Genomic DNA, 15,434 nt, shown 5'->3' with positions numbered 1-15,434 from the left:
GTATGTTAAAACCATGACTTCACACGCTAGACTTTAGTTATGGACTCTTCAACAATTCTTATTACCGGAGCCTCGCGTGGTATCGGGGCACATATTTCGCGCCGCCTTGCACGCCCCGGAAGAACTCTGTTGCTGCTGGCGCGCACCCACGAAGCATTGTATGGCACTGCGAAAGCCTGCAACTTGCGAGGAGCAAAGGTAGTGACATTCGGCGTTGATCTCGCAGATCCGCAACAAATCAGCACCTTCCTTGACCAAGTCACCGATTTTAATATCGATATGATAGTTAATAATGCCGGCGTAATGTATGAAGAGGCTTTACCGTGGGAAACTGATCCAGATAACTGGTGGAAAACCCTTGAGATTAATGTTCGCGCTCCTTATTTGCTCGCTCGCGGTTTAGTACCGCGCATGTTAGCCAACGCCGGCGGGAGAATCGTGGATCTATCGTCAGGAGCTGCGGTTTATGACAGTTCCTTAGCTTCCGGATACTTTGTTTCTAAGACTGCACTTTTGCGCTTTGCCGGTTCGTTGCATGAAGCAGGCTATGAGAGGGGATTGAAGGTCTTTTCTGTCGCGCCCGGAGTAGTTCAGACCGATATGACGGCCAACAGAATAATGCATCAAGATCGCACCGAGTGGAATTCACCTGATGAAGTGAGCGAGATCATCGCTTTGATAGCTGATGGCGAACTCGATGCGTTAGCTGGCAGCTTTATTCGGGCCGGTAGTGATTCTATCGCCGAGCTAACCAGCCGAGCTCGAAATGGAATTGGTGCTGTGGAACGTAAACTTCGGTTGACCCCTTGGGAGCACTGAGCGCCATAGCGTAATGCATCACTTTGATGCTAGCCATCATCCACATACTTGTATAGTTATGCATAGTGCTAACAACAAGTGAAGGTGCCCAATGTCAGGATTATTGCCACGATACGATCAAAGTATGATGGCTGCTTATGGATTGCCACCCTTGGTTCTTTCGCGTGGTGAAGGGGTGACTGTCTGGGATACAGAGGGAAACTCATATCTTGATTTAGATTCCGGCGGTGGCGTCACTTCACTTGGGCATAAGCATCCAAAGTTGCGCGCGGCACTATCGGCGCAGGCAGATAAGATTTTGCACGTCGCAAACGTCTATGCAACCGAACCGCAAGTGGCTCTAGCAGAACGTTTGCAAGAATGTCTTTCCGACGAAGGCTATCTAGGAGCCACTGCGCGCGTATTCTTTTCCAATTCTGGTTCTGAAGCGATGGAATCAGCGTTAAAGTTGGCCCGTTTGCACAAGCCTCACGGCCGAATTCTGACCTTAAACCGCTCCTATCATGGTCGTACGATGGGAGCGTTATCGCTAGCTGATCACGCCTCACGTTCGCCCTATGAACCTCTTGTTGGCGGGATCGAAGTGCTAGATAACGCTAGTGAACTTGCCCAGGCTTTTGCCGACGACGTCGCCGGGTGCGTAATCGATGTCCACCACGGACGTTCTATTGAGCGCCTCAGCGATGAAGAATTGGGGCGCATTCGGGATTTATGTGATCGATATGGTGCATTGTTAATTGTTGATGAGTCATTATCAGGCGTTGGTAGAACTGGACGCTGGTTTGCCCATACCCCACGAGTTGTTGCTGATGTTATTACCTTAGCTCGAGGACTAGGCGGGGGAGTACCTATTGGGGTAACGATTGGCTTCCAAACTGCTGGTCGTTTGATCCAGCGTGGCATGGAATCGTCAGCCACTGGCGGCAGCCCGCTAGCTACTGCTGCTGGCTTGAGCGTGGTGGAAAATATCAAACCGTTATTGCCACACGTGGCGTTAACTGGAGCATGGCTCAAACAAGAATTAATCACTTTGGGCTATGAGGTCCAAGGCGAAGGGTTGATGCTCTCGATTGATATTGCTGATGCTTATGATGCAGAACGCGAGTTACGCGAACGCGGTTTCTTAGTATCGGCAACTAGCAACGAGCGTATTCGATTGTTGCCACCGTTAATTATTACTCGTGAAGAGCTTATTCCGTTTGTCCGTGCGATGGGAGAAATGCAGGAGACCAAGCTATGAACCGTAGCGTTCCCACAACGCGTGCAGCACGCCAAGCAATGATCGTAGCATTGATCGATCATTCCCCAATTTCTTCGCAAGGAGAATTACGAAAAATTTTACATGACCATGGGATTATTGTTACCCAGGCTACGTTGTCTCGCGACCTTGAAGAATTGCGGGCATTCAAAGAACACAATTCTGCTGGACAACGTGTGTATCGAATCCCTGGAGTAACTGAGCTAGCAGAATCTGACAATGGGGTTCGCGCCCAACTCAAAAGATGGGCACGTGAACTGTTGGTCAGTGCCCAACAAGCTGAAAATCAGGTCGTTTTGCGTACCCCGCCCGGTGCGGCACAACTCCTTGCATCCTCATTAGATCGTGCCGTTATAGAAGGTGTTCTAGGATGTATTGCCGGAGATGACACAGTGTTAGTCATTGTCTCATCGACCCAGCGAGCCATTGAATTAAAGACTGAACTGTTACTACTAGCTCATGCCCGTACGGGAGAAAACGAATGACGAACCAAACTATATCTCAGCAATTAAACCATCGATCGATACGGAAGTTTTCCCAACAAAGCGTTCCGCAAGACGTTAATTCAACGTTATTCGACGTCGCAATGCGGACCTCAACCTCACGCGGTTTTCAGCACGCTGGGCTTATTCGCGTTACCGATCAAGGTCTTCGCAACAAGCTTGCCGAGATTGGAAACCAACCGTATATTGCCCAAGCTCCCGAATTCGTCGTCGCAATTGTCGATACTCGTCGCAGTGTGCGTATTCTTGAAGAATTGGGACACGATCCGAGCCCTGCAAAATCTATGGATGCGTTCCGCGAAGGGTTCACCGACGCGATTTTGATGGTTCAGAATATGACTGTTGCTGCCGAATCTATGGGGTTAGGGGTAACGCTTTTAGGATCTATTCTCAACGATATCCCCGAAGTTATTTCGTTGTTGCACCTTCCAGATTTTACTTTCCCTGCTCTAGGAATGATCTACGGTTATCCAGATCAAGAGCCGCAACTAAAACCTAGAATGGACGTCAACCTACGTGTTATGCACAATACCTACAACGAGCCAGAATCATGGGTTGAAGCCTTGGCAGATTATGACCAAGAGATGACGACGTATTACGATACGCGTGATTTGAATCGGCGCGTTGATACCTTTACGACGCAGGTTGTGCGAAAGTTACGCACAACGCCGTTAAAAGATCGCTATATTGACCACGTCCGCTCCCAAGGATTCGGACAGTAGATAGGCTACACATCTCGCCTGAGCATACTGCGTACAGCATGCTCAGGCGAGAAACAGTGTGATGGATGTGAGAACACACCATCTAACCTCGAGCTAGGTCATACCGAGAGGTTCGGACTAACTCAATCGTCTTTTTCCGCCTCTAGAGCTTGTACTCGAGCTTCGGTTGGATCGATATTTTCCGGATGGAATTCTTCGCCATTTTCGTCAGCTCCAGCCTCTTCTTCCCACTGCTGAGAGATCGTTTCCCAGGCCGGTTCAACCGCGGCAGTCTCATCGTCTTCGATTTCTGCAACGACTTCAGCAGATACTTCACGATGTTGCTCGAGAGAATCAACGATTGACTCGTCGAGTGCCTTAACTAAAGCAGTTTCATGTTTGCGTGTAAAAGCACGCGTGACATCCCACTTGGCTCGGAGCAGATTGCGGATTTTGTTTCGAATCTTGGTTTCACGTTTAATATCGGCACGCCGAGTAAACCACGCGTAAATCAAAATACCCATCATAATGATGCCAACGTATCCAACCATCGGATACAAGGTGCCCACTAGCGACTCAAAACCGAAGAACGATAACCCAAATCCAATGAAAGCAAAGATGCTTATTGCAGGTAAGAATAAGGCCGGGCGCGAAGACGTTACGCGTTTAGCCAACGCATAATACAAACCGATAGCAGTATTAAAAATCATGCCGTATATGATAATTGCCATCGCAACACCCGCTACGGGATGGATCTGGTTAACAAGCTCAAGCATCGGCATTGGTGCATCGTGAACCTTGTCTATCCGAGCAAAGATCGCTAAGACGGCAAGCATTAAAATCACGCCAAAAATACCGCCACCAAGCAAGCCACCTATCCCTGCAACTCTCGTGTTGAGCAGGTTACCGCCCATAACTAACGCCATCGAAATAGCCAGCGCCATCGACATCGTCACATAGTTGATAGCAGACAACGTCAATGAAGGAATCGCTGGGGCCAACTGTTGCATCGCAAGTGGTTCGAGTGCGCTAATCGACGCTGTTGTGTGCGTAAATGCGTGAACCGAAGCTAGAACAATAAAAACCAGGATAAATGGCGTAATTAAACCGATCACCGTCGTGACTTTATCGACGTCGAGCATTCCGGCAAAAATAATTAATCCCACAAGCACAATCGACCCAACCCACGTTGGTAACCCATACTGTTGATGGAAATTAGCACCAGCTCCAGCAATCATGACAAAGCCCATGGTAAAAAGCACCATGATGGTGAACACGTCAAGCATTCGTGAAATTATCGGATGAGAAACTTCGTCGAAAACTGCCGAATGTTCTTTGGCTTGAAAATAGGAGCCAAGTTGCATAACAACATAGCCAGACAATGCGAACAGTAACGCTGCTCCCAACGCGGCCCAGATTCCAGGTACGCCAAAAGCAATAAAATAGACGAGCAATTCTTGGCCAGATGCAAATCCAGCACCAATAATAAGCCCCATAAAGGCAAGTGCAATAACAATAGCTTGTTTTAACAAGATCTCTACTACTTCGAACTAAGAACGACGGGTAAGGAACACTGCTAGTCTACGTGGTTGGACTTTGCAGGCTAACTAGAGGCCAGGCACTGGGATACGTTACACATTCCTTTGCCCACACATCGCAATGAGAGTTGGAGTCTCGATACTAATTAAGGCACAATAACGTCATAATGAAGAATATTTGGATCACAAGTGAAAGGAAATCCCTTGGTTGACATCCTCGATGAACTCCAATGGCGTGGGCTTGTTGCCCAACATTCAGATATTGATGAGTTGCGCAAAGCTCTTTCTGAGGGATCCATTTCATTTTATTGTGGATTCGATCCAACCGCTGCTTCCCTCCACCACGGGCATCTAGTTGCAGTGAAAATGATGCGGCATTTGCAGATGGCTGGGCATCGCCCGATTGTTTTAGTTGGCGGAGCAACAGGTTTAATCGGTGATCCACGGCCAAAAGGCGAGCGCTCGCTCAACACTCGTGAAACAGTTGCACAATGGACTCAAGCCTTGCGCGACCAGCTTGAATCTTTACTCGATTTTGAGGGTCCACATGCTGCGATTACTGTCAATAATCTAGACTGGACGCAATCGCTGAGCGCTATCGATTTCCTGCGTGATTTAGGAAAACATTTCCGGATGGGGACGATGTTATCCAAAGATATCGTAGCGCGCCGCCTACAATCCGATGAAGGTATTTCGTTTACCGAATTTTCCTACCAGATCCTACAAGCAAATGATTACCTTGAGCTCTATCGGCGCTATGGTTGCACCCTTGAACTTGGCGGCAACGATCAATGGGGTAACATCGTTGGCGGTATGGATTTAGTCCACAAAGTTGAAGGCGCAAACGTCCATGTTTTGACCAACCAGCTCATTACCAAAGCCGATGGAACTAAGTTCGGTAAGACCGAAGGTGGCGCTGTTTGGCTCAATCCCCAGATGCTCAGCCCGTACAAGTTCTACCAGTTCTGGCTAAATACTGCAGATGCCGATGTGGTGCGGATGTTGAAGGTCTTTACATTCCTACCGCGCGAAGAAATCGAAGCGCTCGAAATCGAGGTAGCCGAACGCCCACATGCTCGTCAAGCACAACGTGTACTGGCAGATGAAGTGACTACGTGGGTTCATGGTCAAGAAGCAACCGCCCGTGTTAAGGATGCGTCAGCAGTTCTTTTTGGTAAAAAAGATCCCTCTGACGTCGATCCGCAGACGTTGCGCGATGCTGTAGGTGAACTATCCTCGAGCCAGGAAGCTATCGGGACGAGTATCCAAGATGTGCTGGTCAATTTAGGATTTGAAAAAGGCCGCGGTGCAGCTCGCAGAACTATTGCCTCAGGTGGGGTTTCAATCAACAACGTCAAAGTTGATGACGAAGAACGCGTGCTTGAAACTGCCGATATTCTCGGTGACGGACTGATCCTAGTTCGTAAAGGTCGAAAGAATATGGCAGTTGTGTATGTGAACTAATCAAAACGAACGCGATGCTTAGCAGCATCGCGTTCGTTTTTGCGTATTCGAAAGATTCTCGCTTGCTAAGAACGACTCGATGAATTGGTGCAAATAGACAACCATGATAGTCACTATTTCTGTTGAAGCCAGACAGCAATTTTTGATGGTTTCCGGTAGTGAAAAATGTAGCTAGGTTGTGGAGACTAAGATGATTGAGCATAACGAACCGCAACGTGTTTATCGGCCTGATCTATGTTATACGTATGATATCGTCGCCCAACGAAGGGCTCAAGCCCCAGATCACGTGGCATTTCATGTATCAGAGTATGATTCAAGCAATCGCAATGGTAGCGTGGATTATCGCGATATCACAATGACTGAGTTTTCTACTGTCGTGGATCGAATCGCGCTATCGCTGATCCAATCTGGACTCAACGTGGGCCAACCGTGCATTATTATGGCTTCAACGTCATATGAGTGGGCGCTTGCAGAGTGGGGAATCTGGCGGGCAGGTGGTGTCGTCGTGCCCGTTTACGAAACCTCACCTGTTGAGATCCTTGCCCATATTGTGAAGGAACTCGATGTTCAGATTGCCTTTGTTTCAGACGCTATCGTCGACAAATTAATGCTAGAACAAGGGAATTTGAGCAAAATCCATATCGTATCGATCGAAAAAATATCAGAGTTTGCAGCTCAGTGCGTTACTGAGCGTGATGTTGCGATGCTAGATTCACGAGCACGGGATCGTGAAGATGTAGCCTCGATCGTGTATACATCGGGAACAACTGGTCAGCCGCGAGGCAGCCGAATTCTTCACCGCAACTTCATCGATCTGGTCCTCAATGTACAAGCGGCATGGTCGGATGTTCTCAATGACCGTGGTAGAACGGTTATCTTCTTACCACTGGCACACGTATTGGCGCGTGGCCTACAAATGATCTGTATGTGGGCAGGAATGCGCATAACCTACATGGCAGATCCGCGCAATCTCATTGCTGCTCTACCTGCTATACAACCGACGTTTATTGTTGCTGTACCACGTGTATTTCACAAAATTCTTGAAGCTACTCGGCACAAAGCACAAGCTAAGTATCTGGGCCCGCTATGGTCACGAGCAGAACGCCATGCTTGTAACTGGGGTGCGTTAGCCGAGGAAGCAGATCTGAAAAATATTCCACTATCAACTCTTGCTAGTTTGCCACAACGGTTAGAACATGTAATTTTTGATCGGCTTTTCTTCAATCGAATTCGCCACTTACTTGGTGGTTGTATGGAGTTTATACTCTCTGGAGCTGCTCCTTTAGATCGAAATATCTCACTCATGTTTCGTGGGTTTGGCTTGCCGGTAATGGAAGGGTATGGCCTTACGGAAACAACCGCACCGTTATCTGGAAATCGTCCAGGTCGGATACGTTCTGGAAGCGTCGGGGAACTCATTCCAGGAACCACCGTACGCATTGCTGAAGATGGGAGTATCTTGGTTAAGGGCATTGGTGTTTCACCCGGGTATATAGATTCACAGGCAACGGATGAAGCCTATAAGGATGGATTTTTCAATACCGGAGATCTTGGTGAGATACGCGATGGTTACTTGTATATCACCGGTCGTGCAAAAGATATGCTGGTAACTGCAGGTGGAAAAACAATTGCCCCAGCTAAATGGGAAGCACTGGTAGAGGCCCATCCATGGATAGAGCATGCGGTTATGGTTGGTGACAATATGCCGTATGTGGCGGCGCTTTTGGTTCTTGATAAGCAAAATCTGGCGGAAAACTTTAAAGATATTTTGTCCGTTATCCCGCAGACATCTCAGCCTAAAGACTATAGGATAGTCACCGATGAGCGAATTGTCACCGAGTTACACAAAGTAGTAGAACTGGCCAACAAGCATGTTTCTCGAGCTGATGGTGTCAAACGATTCCAAGCTCTTCTTGCTGATTTAGATCAAGAATCTGGTCTCATCACTCCAACTCTGAAAATTAAGCGCGGTAAAGTTTTAGAGTATTTCAGCGAAATCGTTCAAGCTATCTATCGTAGGAAGAACTAGACGTTATTTTCGACCAGTGGCTAGAAGGTTATCGAGCAGTAATCTTTGGAATTAATACTGGTGTGTTGTTCTTATAATTTTGGTACTCAGGATCATCACCCCAACGAATTTCTGCTTTCTTCTCCAACATTGGAATTCCGGAAACTTTAATTAATAAAAATGCCACAAAGGCTGGAGAGAGAATTGCTATCCACTGCCAGCTGTGCAACACAGGCGACACAGTGATCAAAACAGCACTCCATATAAGAATTTCGCCGAAATAATTGGGATGGCGCGAACGCGACCATAGTCCAGAATGGATAAATCGTCCGCTATTGGCGGGATCTTTGCGGAATTGTGCTTTTTGATAATCAGCGAGAGCCTCAATGGCGAACCCAAGAATCCAAACTATAACACCAACAATTCCTATCACTGCGAAACTGGCGCTGTTCGTCGTCGTAATCCCAATCCATGCCGCTAAAGCGGTAAACGTAATCCAAAGTCCTTGCACAGACCAGACAAGAAACAAGCGTGCGGGATCGCTTAGAATCTCGGTAAAGCGATCGTCCTTACCGGCTTTGCGGATTCGTAGAAATAGATAGCTACCCAATCGCAGGGCCCAGATAACAACCATTGCACACAGTATAAAGCTACGCAGGCTACGAACCTCGGTGAATAAAATTGCCACAGTAGTTAAACCAATGTAGGTCAAACTACCAGTGAGATCGAAATATTTTTCCGATGAAATTGCCCAAGAATGAATGAACATCAGCCACTGGATAACAAAAGCGCTCAATACGAGCACAAGTAACAGTGGCCAGCCACCAATCGTTGTTCCTGATACGGATCCGGCAACGCCAACCCCAATCGCGATAAAGAATATCGCTGCAGCAAGAAATAATTTATGCATGAGAGTCCTTAGATCCTAACTCCGTAGCTGATCGTAGTAGGTAACCTGATCTATGAGTTGTCAATACCTTCATTAAAGAGCGCCAGATAACCGCTAGCTTTATGCATCAAAGTGATGTTCTTTATGCTCCAAAGAGAAGCTCGATACGCTTATCTGGCACAAACCATATGATAGCGATAACAATATAGATAATGTAGGAGCCGATTGGTAAAAAGTACCCCATTGGGATGGCGAAAAAATAGGCTAGGAGTGAGATTTTTCCTTTGTAGTCTTTGCCGATTTGGTTAGAGAGCGTGGAGTTATTGCCTTCAAGTCGCACAATGTTGTACTGGAGAGTGTGATAGGTTATCGAACACATAAATAACACTGCGCCATAGAGCATCGTCGGTGCTGCTGTAAGGGGATTGGTGCCACTCCACTCAGTAGCGAGTGGCACGAGTGACATCCAAAAAAGCCAATGGAGATTCTTCCATAGCGTTGTTCCAGAGATGCTCGACGATATATTGATGAGATGGTGATGATTTGCCCAATAAATACCAACATAGATATAGCTCAAAACATAAGCTAAAAATGTAGGTGCCACTTCCACAAGCCCATCCCACGTAGTATCGGCTGGTGGATTGAGTTTTAACACCATAATGGTAATGACGATCGCAAGCACACCGTCACTAAATGCCTCCATACGACTACTGCTCATCGTCAGGACTCCTTGCTGAGTTCGATGTGGATGGGATCACTAGATTTACATATTAACGCTTTTGGAGCTATAGGGGAATGAACGCGATGCAACGCACTCCTCTTAAGATAATGTAACGCGCTCGTATTAAGGGGTGAAAATGCCACAGACAACTCAGTAAATTATTCGGTAAGGACGTTAAGCACCCTAACGTAGAATGTGTGGTGGGTGTTACGTCATTTTGGTTTGACGGTTGTGTGGGTGGGTGGGTACAGTTTTTATCTGTCGCCACGGAGCGTGTGAATGTTCTGGTGATGATGTTTTCTTTCCAAGTTGATGTGTGACTGGTCCTGGATTTTGTTTTGGGTGTGGTTGTGTGTTAGTTTGGTGGGGTTATCCTTCTTGATGGTTGCCTGTTGTGGGTGGTTGTTGGGTGTGGGTGTGTTGTTTGATATCTCAATAGTGTGTCAGCTTTTTATAATGATTGTTTTGTAAGGGTTTGCGTGCTGGCCTTTGTGGTTGGTGTGTTTGCTCTTATGTTTTTTCAAGGGCGAGCTTTTGTGGTTTGTTTTTGATTTTTTTGGATGAGCTAGTTTTTGGTTTGTCTGTTTTGTTGAGCCTGTTTGGGCTTTTCGGACGTGTATTGATTGGATGCCTCTTTTGTGGGGTGTTTGGTTTTTGTTTGGAGAGTTTGATCCTGGCTCAGGACGAACGCTGGCGGCGTGCTTAACACATGCAAGTCGAACGATGATGCTCCAGCTTGCTGGGGTGGATTAGTGGCGAACGGGTGAGTAATACGTGAGTAACCTGCCCCCTTCTTCGGGATAAGCCTTGGAAACGGGGTCTAATACTGGATATTCTGCACTGGACGCATGTTTGGTGTTGGAAAGGGTTTCTGGTGGGGGATGGGCTCACGGCCTATCAGCTTGTTGGTGGGGTGATGGCCTACCAAGGCTTCGACGGGTAGCCGGCCTGAGAGGGTGACCGGCCACATTGGGACTGAGATACGGCCCAGACTCCTACGGGAGGCAGCAGTGGGGAATATTGCACAATGGACGCAAGTCTGATGCAGCGACGCCGCGTGGGGGATGAAGGCTTTCGGGTTGTAAACTCCTTTTAACACTGAACAAGGCGAGAGTTGAGGGTAGGTGTTGAATAAGCGCCGGCTAACTACGTGCCAGCAGCCGCGGTAATACGTAGGGCGCGAGCGTTGTCCGGAATTATTGGGCGTAAAGAGCTCGTAGGCGGTTTGTCGCGTCTGCTGTGAAAGACCGGGGCTTAACTCCGGGGCTGCAGTGGGTACGGGCAGACTAGAGTGCGGTAGGGGTAACTGGAATTCCTGGTGTAGCGGTGGAATGCGCAGATATCAGGAGGAACACCGATGGCGAAGGCAGGTTACTGGGCCGTTACTGACGCTGAGGAGCGAAAGCATGGGGAGCGAACAGGATTAGATACCCTGGTAGTCCATGCCGTAAACGTTGGGCACTAGGTGTGGGGCTTCATTTCCATGGGTCCTGTACCGTAGCTAACGCATTAAGTGCCCCGCCTGGGGAGTACGGCCGCAAGGCTAAAACTCAAAGGAATTGACGGGGGCCCGCACAAGCGGCGGAGCATGCGGATTAATTCGATGCAACGCGAAGAACCTTACCAAGGCTTGACATACACTGCGACATGCTAGAGATAGTGTGGCCTTCGGGGTGGTGTACAGGTGGTGCATGGTTGTCGTCAGCTCGTGTCGTGAGATGTTGGGTTAAGTCCCGCAACGAGCGCAACCCTTGTCTTGTGTTGCCAGCACGTTATGGTGGGGACTCACGAGAGACTGCCGGGGTTAACTCGGAGGAAGGTGGGGATGACGTCAAATCATCATGCCCCTTATGTCTTGGGCTTCACGCATGCTACAATGGCTGGTACAGAGGGTTGCGAGCTTGTGAGGGTGAGCGAATCCCTTAAAGCCAGTCTCAGTTCGGATTGGGGTCTGCAACTCGACCCCATGAAGTCGGAGTCGCTAGTAATCGCAGATCAGCAACGCTGCGGTGAATACGTTCCCGGGCCTTGTACACACCGCCCGTCACGTCACGAAAGTTGGTAACACCCGAAGCCCGTGGCCTAACCTTTTTGGGGGGAGCGGTCGAAGGTGGGATTGGCGATTGGGACGAAGTCGTAACAAGGTAGCCGTACCGGAAGGTGCGGCTGGATCACCTCCTTTCTAAGGAGCTGCCTTCACACCTGGTTTTGTTTATTGTGGGTGTGGCTGATGTCCCTGTTTTTTGGGGGTGTTGGTTGTGGTGGTTTTTAGTGGAAATGTTGTTATGGATTGCTGGCATGCTGTTGGGGTGTGGGGTAATACTCCGTGCTGCCTGTGTTTCTGGATGCTCTTTTGTGGGGTGTTTGGGGGTGTGGTGTTGGTGTGGTGGTTGAGAATTGTATAGTGGACGCGAGCATCTTTGGTTTTTTGTAAGTGTTCAAGAGCGTTCGGTGGATGCCTTGGCATACGGAGCCGATGAAGGACGTTGTAGCCTGCGATAAGCCTCGGGGAGTTGGCAAACGAGCTGTGATCCGGGGGTGTCCGAATGGGGGAACCTGGCTAGAGTTATTTCTAGTTACCAGCATCTGAATGTATAGGGTGTTTGGGGGTAACGCGGGGAAGTGAAACATCTTAGTACCCGTAGGAAAAGATATTCTGTGAGTAGTGGCGAGCGAAAGCGGATGAGGCTAAACCATGTGCGTGTGATAGCTGTCGGGCGTTGCGTGTGTGGTGTTGTGGGGCCATGTTTGATCCCGCCGATGAGGGGTCGGATAGTGATAAATGCTGGTGTGTAGGCGAATCAGTTGGGAAGCTGGACCGTAGACGGTGAGAGTCCGGTAGTTGTAACATGTCAGTCTGTCTTATGTGGTGCCCGAGTAGCACGGGGCACGTGAAATCCCGTGTGAATCTGCACAGACCACTGTGTAAGCCTAAATACTTCGTGTGACCGATAGTGGATAGTACCGTGAGGGAATGGTGAAAAGTACCCCGGGAGGGGAGTGAAATAGTACCTGAAACCGGACGCTTACAATCCGTCAGAGCCTCCTTGGTAGGGGTGATGGCGTGCCTTTTGAAGAATGAGCCTGCGAGTTAGTGGCATGTAGCGAGGTTAACCCGTGTGGGGTAGTCGTAGCGAAAGCGAGTTTTAAAAAGCGAATTTTAGTTGCATGTTCTAGACCCGAAGCGGGGTGATCTACCCATGGGCAGGTTGAAGCACGTGTAAGAGCGTGTGGAGGACCGAACCCACTTCAGTTGAAAATGGAGGGGATGACCTGTGGGTAGGGGTGAAAGGCCAATCAAACTCCGTGATAGCTGGTTCTCCCCGAAATGCATTTAGGTGCAGCGTCGTGTGTTTCTTACTGGAGGTAGAGCGACTGGATGGCCGATGGCCCTTATCGGGGTACTGACGTCAGCCAAACTCCGAATGCTGGTAAGTGAGAGCACGGCAGTGAGACTGCGGGGGATAAGCTTCGTAGTCGAGAGGGAAACAGCCCAGACCATCGGTTAAGGCCCCTAAGCGTGTGCTAAGTGGGAAAGGATGTGGAGTTGCTGTGACAACCAGGAGGTTGGCTTAGAAGCAGCCATCCTTGAAAGAGTGCGTAATAGCTCACTGGTCAAGTGATTCTGCGCCGACAATGTAGCGGGGCTAAGCACACCGCCGAAACCGTGGCAATGAGACATTAGTGTTTTGTTGGGTAGGGGAGCGTCGTGCGTGAGGTGAAGCAGCACAGGTAACTGGTTGTGGATTTCGTACGAGTGAGAATGCAGGCATGAGTAGCGAATGACGGGTGAGAATCCCGTCCGCCGTATAACTAAGGGTTCCAGGGCCAGGTTCGTCCGCCCTGGGTTAGTCGGGTCCTAAGGCGAGGCCGACAGGCGTAGTCGATGGGTAACCAGTTGATATTCTGGTACCGGCGAAAGACCGTCAATGCTGAATCGTGTGATACTAACCATCCGATCTGCCATTGTCTTCCTTCGGGTTGATGGTGTGTGGGGAGCGTGGGGCCTGAGCATGTAGTAGGCAAGCGTGTTAACAGGGGTGACGCAGAGTGGTAGCTTCGCGTGGCTAATGGCTTGCCACGTTTAACAGTGCGGCCTGTTTCCTAGGTAAATCCGGGAAGCGTGAAGGGTGAGGCTGGATGATGACCCATTATTGTGGGGAAGTAGAGTGATCCTGTGCTGTCTAGAAAAGCCTCGACGTTAGGTTTTAGCCGCCCGTACCCGAAACCGACACAGGTAGTTGGGTAGAGTATACTAAGGCGAGCGAGTGAATCGTGGTTAAGGAACTCGGCAAAATGCCCCCGTAACTTCGGAAGAAGGGGGGCCTGATCCTTGAAGCCTTTTCTGGCTAGGGGTGATGGCCGCAGAAACCAGGGAGAAGCGACTGTTTATCAAAAACACAGGTCCGTGCGAACATGTAAGTGGATGTATACGGACTGACGCCTGCCCGGTGCTGGAAGGTTAAGAGGAACGGTTAGAACACGTTTGTGTTCGAAGCTGTGAATTTAAGCCCCAGTAAACGGCGGTGGTAACTATAACCATCCTAAGGTAGCGAAATTCCTTGTCGGGTAAGTTCCGACCTGCACGAATGGCGTAACGACTTCTCCGCTGTCTCAACCGCGAACTCGGTGAAATTGCATTACGAGTAAAGATGCTCGTTACGCGCAGCAGGACGGAAAGACCCCGGGACCTTTACTATAGCTTGGTATTGGTGTTCGGTACGGCTTGTGTAGGATAGGTGGGAGACTGTGAAGTTGCCACGCTAGTGGTGATGGAGTCATTGTTGAAATACCACTCTGGTCGTGCTGGATGTCTAACCTTGGACCATGATCTGGTTCAGGGACAGTGCCTGGTGGGTAGTTTAACTGGGGCGGTTGCCTCCTAAATGGTAACGGAGGCGCTCAAAGGTTCCCTCAGCCTGGTTGGCAATCAGGTGTTGAGTGTAAGTGTACAAGGGAGCTTGACTGTGAGACCGACAGGTCGAGCAGGTACGAAAGTAGGAACTAGTGATCCGGCGGTGGCTTGTGGAAGCGCCGTCGCTCAACGGATAAAAGGTACCCCGGGGATAACAGGCTGATCTTGCCCAAGAGTTCATATCGACGGCATGGTTTGGCACCTCGATGTCGGCTCGTCGCATCCTGGGGCTGGAGTAGGTCCCAAGGGTTGGGCTGTTCGCCCATTAAAGCGGCACGCGAGCTGGGTTCAGAACGTCGTGAGACAGTTCGGTCCCTATCCGCTGCGCGCGTAGGAAACTTGAAAAGGGCTGTCCCTAGTACGAGAGGACCGGGACGGACGAACCTCTGGTGTGCCAGTTGTACCGCCAGGTGCATGGCTGGTTAGCTACGTTCGGAAGGGATAACCGCTGAAAGCATCTAAGCGGGAAGCCTGCTTTAAGATAAGGTTTCCATAAACATTTAATGTTTTGAAGGCCCCCTATAGACCATGGGGTTGATAGGCCAGGCGTGGACAACAAGTAATTGTTGGAGCTGACTGGTACTAATGGCCAACCACTTAACAAAAGACACGATATTA

At 49.2% G+C, this 15,434-nt stretch carries 9 protein-coding genes and 2 rRNA genes; 8 read left to right on the top strand and 3 right to left on the bottom strand.

Going from position 1 to position 15,434, the window contains the following annotated elements; genetic code table 11:
• Positions 1 to 39 precede the first annotated feature (39 nt).
• From NG665_RS04835 to NG665_RS04820, 4 genes are all read left to right on the top strand, one after another.
• Positions 40 to 819 (top strand): SDR family NAD(P)-dependent oxidoreductase, encoded by a 780-nt coding sequence (locus NG665_RS04835; protein WP_252672536.1) that lies wholly within the window; start codon positions 40 to 42, stop codon positions 817 to 819.
• A gap of 91 nt (positions 820 to 910) precedes the next feature.
• Positions 911 to 2,059 carry an aspartate aminotransferase family protein gene (locus tag NG665_RS04830; RefSeq protein ID WP_252672535.1) on the top strand — a complete coding sequence of 383 codons (1,149 nt, stop codon included), beginning with the start codon at positions 911 to 913 and terminating at the stop codon, positions 2,057 to 2,059.
• A complete protein-coding gene (locus tag NG665_RS04825) occupies positions 2,056 to 2,562 on the top strand; it encodes an arginine repressor (protein WP_252672534.1) in 507 nt (168 codons plus the stop codon). Before NG665_RS04830 ends, NG665_RS04825 begins: the two co-directional genes overlap by 4 nt.
• Positions 2,559 to 3,302 carry an NADPH-dependent oxidoreductase gene (locus NG665_RS04820; protein ID WP_252672533.1) on the top strand — a complete coding sequence of 248 codons (744 nt, stop codon included), beginning with the start codon at positions 2,559 to 2,561 and terminating at the stop codon, positions 3,300 to 3,302. The genes NG665_RS04825 and NG665_RS04820 overlap by 4 nt, the downstream gene beginning before the upstream one ends.
• A 122-nt stretch (positions 3,303 to 3,424) precedes the next feature.
• On the opposite strand, the gene NG665_RS04815 is transcribed toward NG665_RS04820, so the two are convergent.
• The gene (locus NG665_RS04815) at positions 3,425 to 4,813 is read right to left on the bottom strand and encodes a YkvI family membrane protein (protein ID WP_252672532.1); all 1,389 of its coding nucleotides are present in this window, start codon (positions 4,811 to 4,813) and stop codon (positions 3,425 to 3,427) included.
• 210 nt (positions 4,814 to 5,023) lie between these two features.
• Here NG665_RS04815 and tyrS point away from each other — a divergent pair, with 210 nt between their 5' ends.
• Both tyrS and NG665_RS04805 read left to right on the top strand, forming a co-directional pair.
• The gene (tyrS, locus tag NG665_RS04810) at positions 5,024 to 6,283 is read left to right on the top strand and encodes a tyrosine--tRNA ligase (protein WP_252672531.1); all 1,260 of its coding nucleotides are present in this window, start codon (positions 5,024 to 5,026) and stop codon (positions 6,281 to 6,283) included.
• 190 nt (positions 6,284 to 6,473) lie between these two features.
• Entirely contained in the window at positions 6,474 to 8,312 is a 1,839-nt protein-coding gene (locus tag NG665_RS04805; protein ID WP_252672530.1) for an AMP-dependent synthetase/ligase, read from the top strand.
• Positions 8,313 to 8,340: 28 nt separating this feature from the next.
• Here the strand turns inward: NG665_RS04805 and NG665_RS04800 are convergent, their stop codons facing one another.
• Entirely contained in the window at positions 8,341 to 9,201 is an 861-nt protein-coding gene (locus NG665_RS04800; protein ID WP_252672529.1) for a DUF1295 domain-containing protein, read from the bottom strand.
• 121 nt (positions 9,202 to 9,322) lie between these two features.
• A complete protein-coding gene (locus NG665_RS04795; RefSeq protein ID WP_252672528.1) occupies positions 9,323 to 9,898 on the bottom strand; it encodes a TMEM175 family protein in 576 nt (191 codons plus the stop codon).
• A 658-nt stretch (positions 9,899 to 10,556) separates the two neighbouring features.
• Here NG665_RS04795 and NG665_RS04790 point away from each other — a divergent pair.
• Positions 10,557 to 12,083, top strand: a 16S ribosomal RNA gene (locus tag NG665_RS04790).
• A gap of 246 nt (positions 12,084 to 12,329) precedes the next feature.
• A 23S ribosomal RNA gene (locus NG665_RS04785) occupies positions 12,330 to 15,422 on the top strand.
• The 16S and 23S rRNA genes sit together here, the layout of an rRNA operon.
• The last annotated feature ends 12 nt before the right edge of the window (positions 15,423 to 15,434 follow it).

This window comes from Arcanobacterium pinnipediorum (assembly GCF_023973165.1).
GTDB classification, from domain to species: domain Bacteria; phylum Actinomycetota; class Actinomycetes; order Actinomycetales; family Actinomycetaceae; genus Arcanobacterium; species Arcanobacterium pinnipediorum.
The sequence above is the reverse complement of the archived record's forward strand: the minus strand, read 5'-3'. Positions and strand labels throughout refer to the sequence as shown.

What these genes read in the sequence shown, in the direction of transcription:
- NG665_RS04795 (WP_252672528.1), bottom strand. Translation starts at nt 9,898, where the DNA reads ATGAGCAGTAGTCGTATGGAGGCATTTAGTGACGGTGTGCTTGCGATC.
- NG665_RS04825 (WP_252672534.1), top strand. Translation starts at nt 2,056, where the DNA reads ATGAACCGTAGCGTTCCCACAACGCGTGCAGCACGCCAAGCAATGATC.
- NG665_RS04830 (WP_252672535.1), top strand. Translation starts at nt 911, where the DNA reads ATGTCAGGATTATTGCCACGATACGATCAAAGTATGATGGCTGCTTAT.
- NG665_RS04800 (WP_252672529.1), bottom strand. Translation starts at nt 9,201, where the DNA reads ATGCATAAATTATTTCTTGCTGCAGCGATATTCTTTATCGCGATTGGG.
- NG665_RS04835 (WP_252672536.1), top strand. Translation starts at nt 40, where the DNA reads ATGGACTCTTCAACAATTCTTATTACCGGAGCCTCGCGTGGTATCGGG.
- NG665_RS04805 (WP_252672530.1), top strand. Translation starts at nt 6,474, where the DNA reads ATGATTGAGCATAACGAACCGCAACGTGTTTATCGGCCTGATCTATGT.
- NG665_RS04820 (WP_252672533.1), top strand. Translation starts at nt 2,559, where the DNA reads ATGACGAACCAAACTATATCTCAGCAATTAAACCATCGATCGATACGG.